At 76.4% G+C, this 14,986-nt stretch carries 13 protein-coding genes; 8 read left to right on the forward strand and 5 right to left on the reverse strand.

Annotated elements, in window-relative coordinates; all coding sequences use genetic code 11:
* The first annotated feature begins 236 nt into the window (after nucleotides 1-236).
* The 3 genes from ACFOYX_RS06470 to ACFOYX_RS06480 all read left to right on the forward strand — a co-directional run bounded on the left by ACFOYX_RS06470 (nucleotide 237) and on the right by ACFOYX_RS06480 (nucleotide 1,722).
* The gene (locus tag ACFOYX_RS06470) at nucleotides 237-914 is read left to right on the forward strand and encodes a BON domain-containing protein (protein ID WP_109805648.1); all 678 of its coding nucleotides are present in this window, start codon (nucleotides 237-239) and stop codon (nucleotides 912-914) included.
* An 80-nt stretch (nucleotides 915-994) separates the two neighbouring features.
* Nucleotides 995-1,174 (forward strand): hypothetical protein, encoded by a 180-nt coding sequence (locus tag ACFOYX_RS06475; protein ID WP_322439874.1) that lies wholly within the window; start codon nucleotides 995-997, stop codon nucleotides 1,172-1,174.
* A complete protein-coding gene (locus ACFOYX_RS06480) occupies nucleotides 1,171-1,722 on the forward strand; it encodes a thioredoxin domain-containing protein (protein WP_322439875.1) in 552 nt (183 codons plus the stop codon). The genes ACFOYX_RS06475 and ACFOYX_RS06480 overlap by 4 nt, the downstream gene beginning before the upstream one ends.
* Before the next feature lie 22 nt (nucleotides 1,723-1,744).
* On the opposite strand, the gene ACFOYX_RS06485 is transcribed toward ACFOYX_RS06480, so the two are convergent.
* Nucleotides 1,745-4,729, reverse strand: a complete 2,985-nt coding sequence (locus ACFOYX_RS06485) for a LuxR C-terminal-related transcriptional regulator (protein WP_322439876.1) — start codon at nucleotides 4,727-4,729, stop codon at nucleotides 1,745-1,747.
* A gap of 186 nt (nucleotides 4,730-4,915) precedes the next feature.
* Between ACFOYX_RS06485 and ACFOYX_RS06490 the strand changes: the two genes are divergently transcribed.
* The 5 genes from ACFOYX_RS06490 to serS all read left to right on the forward strand — a co-directional run bounded on the left by ACFOYX_RS06490 (nucleotide 4,916) and on the right by serS (nucleotide 10,232).
* The gene (locus ACFOYX_RS06490; protein ID WP_377533844.1) at nucleotides 4,916-5,359 is read left to right on the forward strand and encodes a hypothetical protein; all 444 of its coding nucleotides are present in this window, start codon (nucleotides 4,916-4,918) and stop codon (nucleotides 5,357-5,359) included.
* The gene (locus ACFOYX_RS06495) at nucleotides 5,356-6,510 is read left to right on the forward strand and encodes a zinc-dependent alcohol dehydrogenase (protein ID WP_322439877.1); all 1,155 of its coding nucleotides are present in this window, start codon (nucleotides 5,356-5,358) and stop codon (nucleotides 6,508-6,510) included. The genes ACFOYX_RS06490 and ACFOYX_RS06495 overlap by 4 nt, the downstream gene beginning before the upstream one ends.
* 30 nt (nucleotides 6,511-6,540) lie before the next feature.
* Nucleotides 6,541-7,728 (forward strand): saccharopine dehydrogenase NADP-binding domain-containing protein, encoded by a 1,188-nt coding sequence (locus ACFOYX_RS06500; protein WP_322439878.1) that lies wholly within the window; start codon nucleotides 6,541-6,543, stop codon nucleotides 7,726-7,728.
* Nucleotides 7,729-7,775: 47 nt separating this feature from the next.
* Entirely contained in the window at nucleotides 7,776-8,855 is a 1,080-nt protein-coding gene (locus tag ACFOYX_RS06505) for a MerR family transcriptional regulator (protein ID WP_322440006.1), read from the forward strand.
* A 93-nt stretch (nucleotides 8,856-8,948) separates the two neighbouring features.
* On the forward strand, nucleotides 8,949-10,232 hold the full coding sequence (serS, locus tag ACFOYX_RS06510; protein WP_322439879.1) for a serine--tRNA ligase: 1,284 nt from the start codon (nucleotides 8,949-8,951) through the stop codon (nucleotides 10,230-10,232).
* A 134-nt stretch (nucleotides 10,233-10,366) separates the two neighbouring features.
* On the opposite strand, the gene ACFOYX_RS06515 is transcribed toward serS, so the two are convergent.
* Genes ACFOYX_RS06515 through ACFOYX_RS06530 form a run of 4 tightly spaced genes read right to left on the reverse strand, consistent with a single transcriptional unit; the run spans nucleotide 10,367 to nucleotide 14,956 of the window.
* Entirely contained in the window at nucleotides 10,367-11,269 is a 903-nt protein-coding gene (locus ACFOYX_RS06515) for a cytochrome c biogenesis CcdA family protein (protein WP_322439880.1), read from the reverse strand.
* Complete coding sequence (locus ACFOYX_RS06520; RefSeq protein WP_322439881.1) at nucleotides 11,269-11,877, reverse strand: redoxin domain-containing protein; 609 nt, start codon at nucleotides 11,875-11,877, stop codon at nucleotides 11,269-11,271. The genes ACFOYX_RS06515 and ACFOYX_RS06520 overlap by 1 nt, the downstream gene beginning before the upstream one ends.
* A 20-nt stretch (nucleotides 11,878-11,897) precedes the next feature.
* A complete protein-coding gene (locus ACFOYX_RS06525; protein WP_322439882.1) occupies nucleotides 11,898-13,364 on the reverse strand; it encodes an NADH-ubiquinone oxidoreductase-F iron-sulfur binding region domain-containing protein in 1,467 nt (488 codons plus the stop codon).
* Entirely contained in the window at nucleotides 13,361-14,956 is a 1,596-nt protein-coding gene (locus ACFOYX_RS06530; RefSeq protein WP_322439883.1) for a hypothetical protein, read from the reverse strand. The genes ACFOYX_RS06525 and ACFOYX_RS06530 overlap by 4 nt, the downstream gene beginning before the upstream one ends.
* Nucleotides 14,957-14,986: the final 30 nt, after the last annotated feature.

Here is a 14,986-nt window from a genome sequence, read left to right on the forward strand (position 1 = left end):
CCCCACCCCCTCCCCCGCGATCTTGCACTTGGGGCCCACGGGATGACCTATTCGCCCCGTTCGCCGGGCCCGAACTGCAAGATCGCCGGGAGCCGGGGGCGGGGCGGGGCGGGGTGGGGTGGGGTGGGGTGGGGTGGGTCATCCGGGGTGGGTGAGGGCGGGTCACCCGGGGGACGGTCAGGATCGGGGTTGGCGGCATGCGTGCCGCGAAATCCGCATCTGTGAAGGAGTGACCGATGGCCACCGCAACCGTCACCCGGACCGACCAGGACATCCAGACCGATGTCCTCGACGAGCTGACCTGGGAACCCCGGGTACGCCCCAACGAGATCGGGGTGACCGTCACCGAAGGGGTGGTGACGCTGACCGGCTGGGTGGACAGCTACGCCAAGAAGTGGGCCGCCGAGCGGGCCGCGCACCGGGTGTCCCGGGTCCGCGCGGTCGCCAACGACCTCGCCGTCCGGATCGCCACCTCGGCCGAGAAGAGCGACCCGGAGATCGCCTTGGCGGCCACCCGGGCCGTGGAGTGGGACGCGTTCGTGCCGATCGAGGCCCTCCACGTGACCGTGGCGGACGGCTGGGTCACCCTGCACGGCGAGGTCGAATGGGAGTACCAGCGCCGGGCCGCCGAGCGCGCGGTCGGCCGGCTGACCGGCGTACGCGGGGTGAGCAACGGCATCACCGTCCGGCCGGCGGTCCGGGCCGACGGCCGCGACCTGGCCGAGCGGATCGTGGACGCGTTGGCCCGCAACGGCGCGACCGAGGCCGAGGGGATCAGCGTCCGGGTGCACGGCGACACCGTCGTGCTGGAGGGCCTGGTGCACTCGGTGCCCGAGCGCGAGGAGATCGAACGGGTCGTCTGGTCGGCGCCCGGCATCCGCGAGGTGCACAACCACGTCGCGGTGGGCCGCTGAGCGGACCCGGCCGGGCGGCCGGGGGAACCACCCGGGCCGGGTGATCCGGGCTCACCCGATGCGGAGCGAGGGTGGAACGCATGACTGATCCGAACGGGCTGATCAGATCCGGGCGTCCCGCGCCCGGCCGCACCCTGCCGGCGACCCGGGGCACGGTCGCCGGGAACCACCCCTCCGCGGCCGACGTCGACCCCGGCGCGGACGGCATCCTCGACGCCCGCGAACGGTTGGCGGCGAATCGGCGGGTGACGGCCGGATGACCACGCCACTGCAGGTCACCACCGCGAGGCTGCGGATCCCGGTGACCGAGGTCGACCACGCCCGCGGGCCTGCGGAGGCGCCGGTGACCCTCGTCGAGTACGGCGACTTCCAGTGCCGGTTCTGCGGCGCCGCCCACGCGAACCTGACCGAGCTGCTGCGCCAGCGCGCAGACCAGGTCCGGCTGGTGTACCGGCACTTCCCCATCGCCAACGTGCACCCGTACGCGGAGAGCGCGGCGGAGGCGGCGGAAGCCGCCGGCCGGCGGGGACGGTACTGGGCGATGCACGACTGGCTGTACGAGCACCAGGATCAACTCGACCCGGTGCATCTGTCGCTCGGTGTCGAACAGCTCGGGCTGCCGCCCGACGAAATCGACGCCGAGATGACGGGGCACGCGCACGCCGACCGGGTCCGGCGGGACTTCGTCGGGGGCATCCGCAGTGGCGTCACCGGCACCCCGACCCTGTTCGTCAACGAGGTCCGCCACGACGGCGGCTACGACCTGGCGGACCTGCTGGCCGCGGTGGACGCCGCCGCGAACGCCTGATCAGGTTCGGGTCGGCGCGCCGTCAGATCAACCGGAGCTCACGGGCCCGCCGGACCGCCTCGCGCCGGCGGGTCGCGTCGAGCTTGCGGTAGATGTTGCGCACGTGCGTCTTCACCGTGTTGACCGACAGGGACAGCTCGCTGGCGATCTCCACGTTGGACAGGATGCTCTGCAGGTACCGCAGGATGGTCAGCTCCCGCTCGGTGAGCGGCTCGTCCAACGCCCGCTCCGGCGCGCCCGGCCGGGCCGCCAAATCGTCCGCGCGCCGCTCGTCCGCGCCGCGGACCAGGTCGCTCACCGTCGGCCAGTGCGCGGTGCCGGAGTCCAGGTGGGCGGCGAGCAGGTCACGGAATCCGGGCTCCGCGCGGGTGAAGACCCGGCGGTATCCCGCCGGCTCGGCCAGGTCGAGCACCCGCTCCACGATTCGACCGGCCCGCCGGTCGTCGCCACCCTCCCTGGCCAGGACCGCGTCGAGCACGCCGGCGGCGAGGCGTACCGGCAGCGGCCAGGACTCCGCGTCCGGCGCCGACCAGTCCGGCACCGCCCGCGCGGCGGCCCGGCGGTCGCCGGCCCGCAACTCCACCCGGGCCAGCGCCACCCCCAGCGCCGCCGCCTCCCCGCGCCCCCCTCGGGCGCCGTCCCCCCGGCCCGGCGTCCGGTCGTCCCACCGCCCTGACGCACCGGACGCGGCGTCACCACCCGGCGCTCCGCCCGGCCCGGCATCCGTCGGCCCCGCCGGAAGCCCGTCGGGCAGCTCCCGGGCGGCCTCGGCGTCCGCCCGGCGCAGCGCCCCGACCAGCAGGCCACGGGCGGTGTCGAGGTCGCCGACGGCGGCGCGCAACTGGGCCTCCGCGGCGGTCAGCCAGGCGCTCAGCTCCGCGGCGGCGGGCCGGGCGGCCGGCCCGGCCGTCCGCCCCGCCCGACCTTCGACCCGCCCCGCCTGGGCATCGGCCAACCCTTCCCGCGGGTCGACCCGCCCCGCCTCGACCCCGACCCGCCCCGCATCGGCCTCGGCCAGCCCTTCCCGGGCCTCCACCAGCGTCCGGAGGCCGGCGGCCGGCTCGCCGCTCTCGGCGAGCAGCTCCGCCCGGCAGAGCGCGGCCAGCGCGGCCACGCCGGGTTCCCCGGCGGCCGGCGCGGCGAGGGCCAGGTTCGCCGCCGCCTCCGCCGGTTCGTCCCGGTGCAGGGCCACGAACGCCAGCGCCAGGTACGCGTGCCCGCAGTCCAGCCGGCAGGACCAGCCCTGGCAGGGCGGCAGCGCCAGCGCCTCCCGCGCGCTCCGGTCGGCCGAACGCAGGTCGCCCCGGACCGCGTCGAGCAGGGCCGACCGGCTGAGGCAGACCAGCTCGGTGCGGGTCCGGCCGGCCTGCCGCGCCGCGGCCAGCGCGTCGGCGAGCCGATCCCCGGCCCCCCGCGGCTCCCCCTCGGCCAGCTCGACCAGGCCGAGCGCCGTGCCGGCGACGGCCCGCACGTCGGCGTCCTCGCCGGCCCCCGCCCGCGGGTCGTCCCCAGGTCCGGGGGCGGTGCGGGTGGCGAGCAGCCGGGCGGCGGCCCGGCGTACCTCCTCGTGGTCGCCGGCCAGTCGGGCCAGGGTGAGCTCCAGCGCGGTGGCCAGCCGCCGGAACCGGTCCCGGCGCGGCGCGGGCAGCGCGCCGGCGTGCTCCACGGCCCGCCGCAGGTGCCCGGCGGCGGCGGTCGCGTCCCCGGCGTAAGCCCGTTCCGCCGCGCAGGCCAACGCGAGTTCCGGATCCCGGCGCACCGCCTCGGTGGGCGGATCGGCGGGCGCCGGCGCCGCCGGCAGGTCCCGGTCGTACGGCGCCAGCTCCGGCCAGTGCCCGATGAGCAGCTCGGTGGCCCGGTCCCAGGCGCCCCCGGACAGTGCGTGCCGCAGCGCCTCCGCCGGCCGGCCGTTCCCCGCGTACCAGTCGGCCACCCGGCCGTGCAGGTCACGCAGCTCGTCGGCGGGGAGCCGGCCCAGCTCGTCGCGGAGCACGTCGGCCAGCAACGGATGGCAGCGGTACCAGGGCGGGCTGCTGCCGTCCTGCCGCAGGAACCCGCCGTCGCGGGCCAGGGCGGCCAGCAGCTGCCCCGAGTCCGCCCGGCCGGTCACCGCGTCGGCCAGGTCGGCGCAGACGGCGGCGGCGACCGCGCTGCGCCGCAGCACGTCCCGGACGTCCGGAGCGAGCGGAGCGAGCACCTCCTCGCGCAGGTATCCGGCGACGTCCGGCTGGTCGCCGCCGAACCGCTCCACCCACCGGTCCGGGTCCGGCTGGGTGCGCAGCGCCAGCGCGGCGAAGCGCAGCCCGGCCGGCCAGCCCCCGGTGCGCTCGGCCAGGCGGGGCAGCGCGGCGGCCGGCAGCCGCACCCCGTGCGCGACCAGCAGGTCGGCCACCTCCTCGTCGGTGAAGGCCAGCTCGTCCGGGCCGATCTCGGTCAGCTCCCCGGCCAGCCGCCAGCGGTGCAGGGCCAGCGGCAGGTCGGTCCGGGCGCCGACCACCAGCCGCAGCCGCTGCTCGGCGTGCCGCAGCAGGAACTCCAGCCCGGTCAGCGCGGCCGGATCGGTGACCCGGTGCAGGTCGTCCAGGACCAGCAGCACCGGGCGCTCCCGGGCGGCGAGCGCCGCCGCGAGCAGTTCGAGCTGGTCGGGGCGGGACGGGGTGTCCGGCACCGGGGGGCGGGGCGCGTCGTCCGCCGTACCCTCGACGACCCCGCGCAGGGCCGCCGCCAGGTACGACCAGAGCCGCTCCCCGGTGTCGCCGGCCTCGACGGCGACCCAGGCGGGTGGCGGCTCGGCCCGGGACGCCCGCGCCCACGAGGCGAGCAGCGTGGTCTTGCCCCAGCCGGCCGGCGCGCGCACCAGGGTGACCGGACCGGTGACGCCCTGGTCCAGCCGGTCCAGCAGCCGGGGCCGGACCACCACCGGCTCGGGCAGGACGGCGGGCGACAGCCGCGACGCGAGCAGCGGCGGCGCGTCGGCGGTCCCGACGCGGTCGCGGTCCTCCGGCATGCGGCCCCTCCCCGTCGCGTCCGCTCCCGGTCGTGCGGCGAGCGGTTACCCGGCCCGCGCCGGTTCACCCCTTCGGGGCGAGCCGGCTTCACCCGGACCGCCCGGATGCTGGACACCCGCGAGCGGTCGGCCGCGCGTGACCGGCCGCCCGCCGACCCGCGACGAGGCGAGGGGCAGGTGGTACGGATGGGACGGCTGGCCCGGGGCACGATCGCCCTCGCGGTGGCCGGGGCCGGCGCGACGGCGGTCCGGGCGCTGGTCGTACCCCGGCACCGGAGCTGGCCGCGGGTGACCGGTGCCGACCCGCGGCCCGCGCGGTGGCAGGTGGTGACCTTGACCGGCCCGCCGGAGGCGGTGCTGCCCGGCGGACGGTGGCCGGAGCCGCTGCGCCGGCTCGACGGCGCGGTGGAGGTGCACACCCGCCCGGCACCCGGTGGGCGCGGCACCGAGCTGGCCGCCCGACCGCTCGGCGGCTCGCCGCGGCTGCCCGGCCTGGCCGCCCACCTGGTCGGCGACGACCCCGGGCTGCTGATCCGGCAGGCCCTGCGGGAGGCCAAGCAGCTCGCCGAGACCGGCGAGGTGCTCCGCGCCGACCGCTCGCGGCTGGACCGCCCGGGGGCCGCCGGGTGAGGGCACTGTGCTGGGAGGGCGTCGACGCGCTGGCGGTACGGCAGGTGCCCGACCCGGAGCTGCGCAACGCGCACGACATGATCGTCCGGGTCCGGCGCAGCGCCACCTGCGGCGCGGACCTGCCGCTGCTGGGCGGGCGGATTCCGTTCCTCGCGGCCGGGGACGTGCTCGGCCACGAGTTCCTCGGCGAGGTGGTGGAGGTCGGCCCGGAGGTCCGCCGGCACCGGGTCGACGACCGGGTGGTGGTCTGCGCGGCCGTCGCCTGCGGCGCCTGCTGGTTCTGCCGGCAGGGCCTCTTCGCCTGCTGCGACAACGGCAGCAGCACCGGCGCGGCGGCGACCGAGTCCGCCTGGGGCCAGCCGACCGGCGGCTGCTACGGCCGGCCCGCCCCGCTCGGCGGCTTCGCCGGCAGCCACGCCGAGTACGTCCGGGTGCCGTACGCCGACGTGGGCGCGTTCACCGTGCCGGACCCGGTCAGCGACGACCGGGCGGTGTTCGCCTCGGACGCCGCGCCGACCGGCTGGATGGGCGCCGAGCTGGGCGAGGTCGGGCCGGGTGACGTGGTCGCGGTCTGGGGGGCGGGGGCGGTCGGGCAGCTCACCGCCCGGTCCGCCGTGCTGCGCGGCGCGGCCCGGGTGATCGTCATCGACCGGTACGACGACCGGCTGCGCATGGTGGACCGGCACGTCGGCGCGGAGCCGCTCAACTACCAGTACGTGGACGTCCCGGCCGAGCTGCGGGAGCGCAGCGGCGGCCGGGGCCCGGACGTGTGTGTGGAGGCCGTCGGCATGGAACCGGAGCCACCGGGGCTGCTCGGCGGCCGGCTCGGCGGCGGAGCGGACCGGCCGTTGGCGCTGCGCGAGGCGGTGCACGCCTGCCGCAAGGGCGGCACGGTGGTCGTCCTCGGCACCTGGACCGGCTTCGTCGACGCGTTTCCGCTCGGCGCGGTGATGAACAAGGGGCTGACCGTCCGTAGCGCCCGGCAGCACGGGCAGCGCTGGATTCCGATGCTGCTGGACCGGATGGCCCGCGACGAGCTGCGCACCGAACACCTGGCCACCCACCGGCTGCCGCTGGAGCGCGGCGCCGACGGTTACGCGCTGTTCCGGGAGCGGGCGGACGGTTGCGTCCGGGCGGTCTTCTCCCCGTGATCCGCGCGCCCGGGATGGCACACTCGGCGGATGCGCGACGACCGCCCGCACGACCTCGTCCTGTTCGGCGCGACCGGCTTCACCGGTGCGCTCACCGCCGAGTACCTGGCCCGGCACGCCCCCACCGGACTGCGCTGGGCGCTGGCCGGCCGCAACCCGGCCAAGCTGGCCGCGGTGCGGGACCGGCTCGCTGCGATCGACCCCGCCCTGGCCGAGCTGCCGCTGCTGACCGCCGACATGACCGACCCGGAGTCGGTGCGCGCGGTCGCCGCGAGCGCCCGGGTGGTGGCCAGCACCGTCGGCCCGTACGTCCACCACGGGGAGCCGCTGGTCGCCGCCTGTGCCGACGCCGGCACCGACTACCTGGACATCACCGGCGAGCCGGAGTTCGTCGACCTGATGTACGTGCGGCACCACGCCGAGGCGGTGCGCACCGGGGCGCGGCTGGTGCACGCCTGCGGCTTCGACTCGATCCCGCACGACCTCGGCGCCTGGTACACCGTCAAGCAGCTCCCGTCGGACGGGCCGATCACGGTGGACGGCTTCGTCCGGGCCGGCGGCCGGTTCTCCGCCGGGACGTACCACTCGGCGCTGACCGCGTTCTCCCGGACCGGGGAGATGAGCCGGGCCGCCAAGGCGCGCAAGGCGGTCGAGCCGCGCCCGGAGGGGCGCCGGGTGCGGGCGGTGCCCGGGAAGGTGGGCCGGTCCAGGGAGCTGGGCAGGTGGGTGGTGCCGCTGCCGACCATCGACCCGCAGGTGGTCCGCCGGTCGGCCGCGGCCCGCCCGGAGTACGGCCCGGACTTCCGCTACCGGCACTTCGCCGCGGTGAAGCGGCTCCCGACGATCCTGGTCGCCGGGGTCGGGATGGCCGGTCTGGTCGGGCTGGTGAAGCTGCCGCCGACCCGGCGCTGGCTGCTCGGCCGGCTCTCCTCCGGTCAGGGGCCGACTCCCGAGCAGCGGGCGAAGTCCTGGTTCCGGGTGCGTTTCCTGGGCTCCGGCGGCGGCCGGAAGGTGCTCACCGAGGTGGCCGGCGGGGACCCCGGCTACGACGAGACCGCGAAGATGCTCGCCGAGTCGGCCCTCTGCCTGGCCTGCGACGACCTGCCGCCGACCTCGGGGCAGGTGACCCCGGTGACCGCGATGGGCGACGCCCTGCTGGAGCGCCTGGTGAAGGCGGGGATGACGTTCCGCGTGGTCGACGCGGGCCCGACGGCTTGACCCTCGACCGGGTTGAGGGCACAGGATCGGTCGTCGTGGAGAGCGAACTGCGCAGCATCGGCGAACTGGCCCGGGCCAGCGGGCTGACGGTGAGCGCGCTGCGGTTCTACGACCGCTCCGGCGTGCTGGTGCCCGCGCTGGTCGACCCGGTGACCGGCTACCGCTGGTACACCGACGACCAGGTCGCCCCGGCCCGGCTGGTGGCCGGGCTGCGCCGGGTCGGCATGCCGCTGGCCGAGATCGGCGCCGCGCTGCGGCACCGGTCCGAGCCCGCGGTGGTCGGCCGGCTGCTGGACGCGCACCTGCGCCGGCTGGAGGACGGTCTCGCCGACGCCCGCCGTGAGCTCTCCCGGGTCCGTGCCCTGATCGACCCCGAGGAGACCCCGATGACCACCCGTCTCGTGTTGCACCGTGCCGACCTCGCCGCCGCCGTCGACGCGGTCCGCTTCGCCGTCGGCGCCGACCCGGAGCTGCCGGTGCTGGCCGGGGTGCTGCTGGAGGTGGAGCCGGACGGCGTACGGCTGGTCGCCACCGACCGGCACCGGCTGGCCGTGGCCCGGACCGGGTGGAAGATGGACGGGCCACCGGTGCGGGTGCTCGTCCCGGTCGGCTTCGTCGACGAGGCGCGCGCCCTGCTGGACACCGGCGCCGGGATCACCCCGGAGGCGCACGTCACCGTCGACCGGGAGACCGTCGAGGTCTCCGTCGCCGGCCGCGCGGTGCGGACGGCGCCCCTGCCGTACGACTTCCCGGACCACCGCCGGCTGCTGCACGGCCACCTGACCGGCGCGCCGGCGCATCGGGTGGTGGTGGACGTGGTGGCGCTGCGCGCGGCGGTGGCCGCCGAGGGCGCGCCGGTGCTGGTGAAGGAGCACGACGGGGTACGCGCCGAGGTGACCGTGCTGGGGCTGGACGAGCGGGGCGGGTTGCGGGTGGTCGGTCCGGACGAGGCGGCGGAGGCGGACGCCGTCCGGGTCGGGGTCAACCGGGAGTACCTGCTCGACGCCCTCGACGCCGGCGACCGGGGGCAGCTCCTGCTGGAGCTGGACGGGCCGATCGCCCCGCTGGCCGTGCGCCGCCCGGACGACGAGCACGCCTTCTCCATCCTGATGCCCGTCCGGCTCTGACGGCCGGTCCCGGGTGCGGGACGGCCGGACGGGGCCGCGACGGTAGCATCTGGGGGTCCCACCTGACTGCCTGGACGGAGGCGTACGAGCAGCATGCTCGACATGGAGTTGATCCGGAAGGATCGCGAGGCGGTGGCGACCGGGCTGGCGAAGCGTCTGGATCCCGCCGAGGTCAACCGGGCGCTGGACGAGATCCAGCGACTCGACCAGGAGCGCCGCGCCCTGATCAGCGAGATCGACGCCGAGCGGCAGCGCCGCAAGGCGGAGGCCCGGGCGTACGCGCAGGCGAAGCGGGCCGGCACCACGCCGGAGCCTGCGCCGGAGGCCGAGCGCAAGCAGCTCGCCGAGCTGGAGTCCCAGCTGGACGAGGTGCAGTCCCGGTTGCGGACCGCGATGAGCGAGCTGCCCAACCTGCCCGCCGACGACGTGGTCGCCGGTGGCAAGGAGGCGAACCGGGTCGTCAGGACCTTCGGCGAGCCGCCGGCCATCGAGAAGGTCCGGGACCACGTGGAGCTGTCCCGCGCGCTCGGCCTGGTCGACCACGAGCGGGGCGTCAAGCTCGGCGGTTCGGGCTTCTGGATGTACACCGGCATGGGCGCCCGGCTGGAGTGGGCGCTGGTCAACTGGCTGATCGAGCAGAACATCCAGGCCGGGTACGAGTTCCTGCTCCCGCCGCACCTGCTGCTGGACAGCGCCGGCTTCGCCGCCGGCCAGTTCCCGAAGTTCCACGACGACGTCTACCACCTGGACAAGCAGTCGGCTCCGCGCGGGCAGTTCCTGCTGCCCACCGCGGAGACGGCGATCCTCGGGGCCTTCCAGGACGAGATCCTGGAGACCGCGAAGCTGCCGCTGAAGGCGTTCGCGTACACCCCGTGCTACCGGCGCGAGGCCGCCGGCTCGCACTCCGACGAGCGGGGCACCGTACGCGGCCACCAGTTCAACAAGGTGGAGATCTTCCAGTTCACCCTGCCCGAGCAGGCGGGCGCCGCCCTGGAGGCGATGGTCGCCCACGTGGAGGGCCTGGTCGAGCAGTTGGGGCTGCACCACCAGACCAGCCTGCTCGCGGCCGGCGACGCCAGCGCCGCGATGAAGAAGACCCTCGACGTCGAGGTCTGGATGCCGAGCACCGGCAGGTACAAGGAGGTGTCGTCGGTCTCCTGGGGCGGCGACTACCAGGCCCGCCGGGCGGCCATCCGCTACCGGGAGCCGGGCAGCAAGCAGACCCGGTTCGTGCACACGCTGAACGGCTCGGCGCTGGCCACCAGCCGGCTCTTCCCGGCCATCCTGGAGCACTTCCAGCAGCCCGACGGCTCGGTGCTGGTGCCGGAGGTGCTCCGCGACAAGCTGGGCGCCGACCGGCTCACGCCGATCCGCTGACCGCAGGCGACCCGGGCCGAGGCTGACGGCGACCGTTCCGGGGTCGATTCGACGAGGTCCCGGGGGCGCCGACGACAACATCTCCGCCAACCGATATGACTGTCAGGCACAAATGTGCCTGACAGTCATATCGCTCACGGGGACAGCGCTGTCCGCCTGCGTCGTGGAGCCTGACGCCCTGGCCGATCCGGCGTGGACCGCCGCGCCACCCGCCGCCCGTTCACCCGCCGCCGGGCCACCAGCAGCAGCGCGACCAGGGCCACCGCGAGGACCGCCGGGCCGGCCGCGGCCAGCCCGGCGACCAGGGCCTGCTGGACCCGGGCCGCGGCCACCACGACCGGGTCGCCGAAGGCGTCGTGCCGACCCAGCGCGAGCCGGACCTCGTACCAGCCGTACCAGGCGACGTAGCCCCCGGCGACGAGCAGCACCAGGCCGCTCAGCCGGGGCACGAACGCGCCGGCGCCGCGCAGCCGGGCCACCACCTGGCCGCGCAGCAGCGCCACGCCGAGCGCGGCCACCGCGACCACCAACCCCATCCCGACCGCGTACGCCCCGAAGAGCGCCAGCCCGCGCAGCGTCGAGCCGGCCTGGAGGCTGGTCACCACGATGGCCAGGAACGGGGCGATCGTGCAGGTCAGCGAGGCCAGCGCGGACGCCATGCCGAACAGCGCCATGGACGGCAGCGAACGGGTCAGCCGGGGCGCCCGGGCGAACGGGCGCGGGGTGGGCAGCCGCCGACCGGCGAGCAGCCAGCAGCCGACCGCGGCCAGCAGCAGGCCGAGCGTCACGGTCGTCCACGGCAGCCGGGGGCGCAGCCAGTCCGCCAGCGGTGCCAGGGCCAGGCCGAACGCGCCGAAGACCACGACGTACCCGAGGGTCAGCCCGGCGGTCGCGGTGAGCGCGCGGCCGACCGTGCCGCGCCCGTCCAGCGGGCCGGCGACCAGCAGCGACAGGTACGCGGGCAGCATCGCGAAGCCGCACGGGTTGACCGCGCCGAGCATCCCGGCGGTCAGCGCGAGCAGCAGCGGGGTGGTCATCAGCGGGCCAGCGCGGCGACCCGGCGGCTGAGCGACTCCCCGTCGAGGAAGCCCTGGTGGACGACCCGGCCGTCCCGGTCGATGATCAGGAAAGTGCTCTGCTCGACCACCTCGAACCGGCGCCACAGCGCCCCGGCCCGGTCGTCGAGCTGCGGGGTGCCGGCCAGCTCGAACTCGGTGACGAACTCCTTCATCGCCTGCTGTTCGCCCAGCCCCGCGACGCCGACGATCGGCACGGTGTCCCGGTACTTCGGGGCGATCTCGGCGACCGTCCACGCCTGACTGGCGCAGGTGGCGCACCAGGGCGCCCAGAACCAGAGCACCACCGGCTTCCCGGCCAGGTCGGCGGCGGAGAACCGGGTGCCGTCCAGGGTCGTCGCGGTGAACTTCAGCGTCTCCGGCACCCGGGCCGGGACGACCGGCCGGGCGGCGGGCGTGCCGCCGGGTGCGGCCGGCCCGGTCGTCGGGGCGGCGGGAGACGCGGCCGCGACGGCGCTCACCGGCGACGCGGACTCCGGGCCGACCGCGCAGGACGCGACGCCGAGCAGCGTGGCGAGCGCGACAGCGGCGGCGGTGGCCCGGCGGGCCACCGTGGTACGACGCGACATCCGCGCCTCCTCTCGGTCGGCTACTCGGCCTTGGCGAGCCGGAGCGCGAGTTCGGGACAGACCTTGACCGCCTTGAGCGCGCCCTCCCGCAGCCAGGTCGGCACCGGGGTGGACGGGAAGGCCGGATAACCGTTGGCGTCGAGCCGGATGAAGTCCGGCACCACGTGCGCGCAGAGCCCGTGCCCGTCGCACCGGGACCAGTCCAGGGTGAGCTTCTGCGGGTTCGCGTCGGGCGCCCCGGGCAGGCCCAGCACGCCCTTGACCCGCTTGCCGCAGCCCTCCCCGGTGGTGTGCAGCCGGAGGTCCTCGGCGAAGACCTCGACCGCGGAGAGGGCGAACCGCGCGGTGCCGTCGGGGTGGCTGCACGCGCCGCGCCCCTTCACGTCGCCGGCCGCCGCCCGGACGATCTCGATCGGGGCGCTGCCGGAGACCGCGAGGTCGACGGCGCGGGCCAGGTCGGGCAGGCCCATCTTGCACGGCCCGCACTGTCCGGCGGACTCGCCGGCCAGGTAGCGGACCACCTGGGCGGCCTCGCCCAGCGGGCAGGTGTCCCGGCCGAGCGGGACGATGATGCCGGCGCCCAGGGTGCCGCCGACCCTGGTAAGCCCCTTGCGGGAGACCTCGGCCCGGTCCGCGGCCTCCGGGGTGATCCACTTGCCGTGGTAGCCGCCCGTCAGGACGCCCGGCCCCTCGGGCACCTCGCACAGCTCGAGGATCTCCCGCAGCGGCGTGCCGGCGGCACACTCCACCACCGCCGGGCGGCCGGCCGCCCCGGTGACGGTGAGCAGCACGGTCCCGGGCTCGTCGTCGGTGCCGAGCGCGGCGTACTCGTACGGGCCGAGCCGGGCGGCGACCGCCAGCTGGGAGAAGGTCTCGGCGTTGGAGAGCAGGGTGGGCAGCCCGCCGACCCCGGAGTCGCTGGACCGCTTCTTGGTGCCGGGCGGGATGTGCGGCAGACCGTTGATGCCGTTGACCAGCGCGCCGCCCTCGCCGGAGATGAACCGGTGCGGCACGGTGACGATGGTGGTCGGCACCGGCATCCGGCGCTCCTGCAGCGCCTCGGTCAGCGACGGCCGGCCCACGTCGTCGTCGGCCACCCCGATCACGATCTCCTCGGCGTCCAGCGCGTACGCGGCCAGGGCGGCGCCGTCGAGGATCAGGTGCGGCGCCCGGGTGAGCAGCACCTTGTCCTTCCAGCTCGCCGGCTCCCCCTCGCTGGCGTTGACCACCACCACGGCGGAGAGGCTCTGCCGCTCGCAGGACTCCAGCACGGCGCGCAGCTTGCGGGCGAACGGGAAGGCCGCGCCACCCTTGCCCTTCAGGTCGATGGCCTCGGCCAGCCGGAGCAGGCTGGCCGGTTCCATCGGCCCGATCGGGCCGTGCACCTCCTCGTGGGCCAGCAGGTCGAGCCGGCCGAACTCGGCGAAACCGGCGGTGAGCCGGGGTTCGCCGACGCAGGCGACCGGTGGCACGGTCGTCCGCATCACTTCGCCTCACCCCGCAGCCCGGCCCAGTACGCCCCGTCGACCGCGTCGGCGCTGGCCCGACGCCGCCGGGACGACCGGCCCTCGCCGGCGGCCTTCAGCGCCCGCCGGGAGGCGAGGTCGACCAGGGTGGGGGTGTCGTCGACGGGCAGGTCGTCCGGGACGTACCGGGCCGGCGGCCGCCAGTAGTCCGGCTCCTCCGGCACCTCCTCCTCGGCGCTGTGCCGGCCGCCGCCGCTGCGCGGAGCCGCGGAGATCGGCCCGGCCGAGATCGGCCCGGCGGAGATGGGCTCCGCGGAGACCGGCCGTTCGCTGCTCTCCCACCGCCGCGGGCTGTCCCACGGCTCCTCCGGCGCGACCGGCCGCTGCGGCGGCGCCGAGTAGCGGGCGTCCACGTCGTCCCGGTACCGGCGGGCGGCACCCTCCTCCTCGTCCCGGTACCGGCGGGCGGCACGCTCCTGCTCGTCCCGGTACCGGCGGGCGGACCGCTCGTCCGGCCGGCCCCGGCCGGCGGGCTCCGGCTCGGCGGCGCGTCGCCGGGCCGGTCGGTCGTCGTCGCGGCGGCGGGCCACCGGCGCCTCGTCCCGCCGTACGGTGACCGGCGCCGACTCCTCGTCGCGCCGGCGCCGGGACGCCGCCCGGACGGGCTCGCGCAGCGAGCCGGGCGCGGGCACCACCGGCACGGCGAACCGGTCGGGGTCGCGGCGGCGGGCGGTGCCGGCCGGCGCGGTCCACGAGGTCGCGGTGGTCTCCGCCCAGCCGCCCTCGCGGCCCCGGCCGGCGCGGCTCCTCTCCTCGTCGGCGGAGCGGCGGCGGACCAGGCCGGCGAAGAGTCCCGGGCTCTCCTCGGCCGGCCTGCCGGCCATCGCCTGGTTCAGCGCGGCGGCCTGGTGCTGCTCCCGGCTGCGCCTGCCCAGGTGGACGGAGACCCGGACCAGCAGCGCCAGCACCACCAGCAGCACGCAGGCCAGGTAGCTCAGCACCACCCAGGACCTGGCCGGCCGGCCCGCGTTGAGGCCGTGGAGCAGGGCGAACGGCCAGGAGACGTAGGCCATGGAGTGCAGCGCCCGCCACAGCCACTTCGGACCGACCCCGGCGAAGCGGACCCGGATCAGGCCGGTCCAGAGCACGCTGACCATCAGGAAGGCGGCCACGGTGCCCAGCCCGACGTAGAGCCCCCGGCCCCCGATGAACGGCACCACGGCGTCGGTCGGCGCGGCCCGGCCGATCGAGATCTTGGTGATGACGTGGACGACCAGTCCGGCCACGCCGAGGATGCCGGTGGCCCGGTGCGCGGACTGGAGCAGCACCCGATGCCGGATCAGCAGCACCAGCCGGTCGGTGGCGAGCAGCCCCATCATCACGGTGAGGCTAAGCGAGACCAGGGCGACCACCCCGGCGAAGAACTCGGTGAAGAAGAAGCCGTACGCGTACACCGTCCCGCCCGCGCCGGCCAGTTCGACGCCGGCCCAGGCGAGGGCGAGCGCGGACGCGGTCAGCGCGACCAGTGCGGACTTGGACCGCGTCCGGGCGCCTCGACTGGTGCTGGTGGTCCGGACGGTCGCCGCCTTCTCGTTCTGCTCTGCCCGGGCCATCTGCTCCTCGATCGTGTCTCACGGCGGCGC

Source organism: Micromonospora sp. GCM10011541, from assembly GCF_042650725.1.
GTDB lineage: Bacteria > Actinomycetota > Actinomycetes > Mycobacteriales > Micromonosporaceae > Micromonospora > Micromonospora sicca.

What these genes read in the sequence shown, in the direction of transcription:
- ACFOYX_RS06480 (WP_322439875.1), top strand. Translation starts at nt 1,171, where the DNA reads ATGACCACGCCACTGCAGGTCACCACCGCGAGGCTGCGGATCCCGGTG.
- ACFOYX_RS06475 (WP_322439874.1), top strand. Translation starts at nt 995, where the DNA reads ATGACTGATCCGAACGGGCTGATCAGATCCGGGCGTCCCGCGCCCGGC.
- ACFOYX_RS06515 (WP_322439880.1), bottom strand. Translation starts at nt 11,269, where the DNA reads ATGACCACCCCGCTGCTGCTCGCGCTGACCGCCGGGATGCTCGGCGCG.
- ACFOYX_RS06485 (WP_322439876.1), bottom strand. Translation starts at nt 4,729, where the DNA reads ATGCCGGAGGACCGCGACCGCGTCGGGACCGCCGACGCGCCGCCGCTG.
- ACFOYX_RS06490 (WP_377533844.1), top strand. Translation starts at nt 4,916, where the DNA reads ATGGGACGGCTGGCCCGGGGCACGATCGCCCTCGCGGTGGCCGGGGCC.
- serS (WP_322439879.1), top strand. Translation starts at nt 8,949, where the DNA reads ATGCTCGACATGGAGTTGATCCGGAAGGATCGCGAGGCGGTGGCGACC.
- ACFOYX_RS06530 (WP_322439883.1), bottom strand. Translation starts at nt 14,956, where the DNA reads ATGGCCCGGGCAGAGCAGAACGAGAAGGCGGCGACCGTCCGGACCACC.
- ACFOYX_RS06520 (WP_322439881.1), bottom strand. Translation starts at nt 11,877, where the DNA reads ATGTCGCGTCGTACCACGGTGGCCCGCCGGGCCACCGCCGCCGCTGTC.
- ACFOYX_RS06500 (WP_322439878.1), top strand. Translation starts at nt 6,541, where the DNA reads ATGCGCGACGACCGCCCGCACGACCTCGTCCTGTTCGGCGCGACCGGC.
- ACFOYX_RS06470 (WP_109805648.1), top strand. Translation starts at nt 237, where the DNA reads ATGGCCACCGCAACCGTCACCCGGACCGACCAGGACATCCAGACCGAT.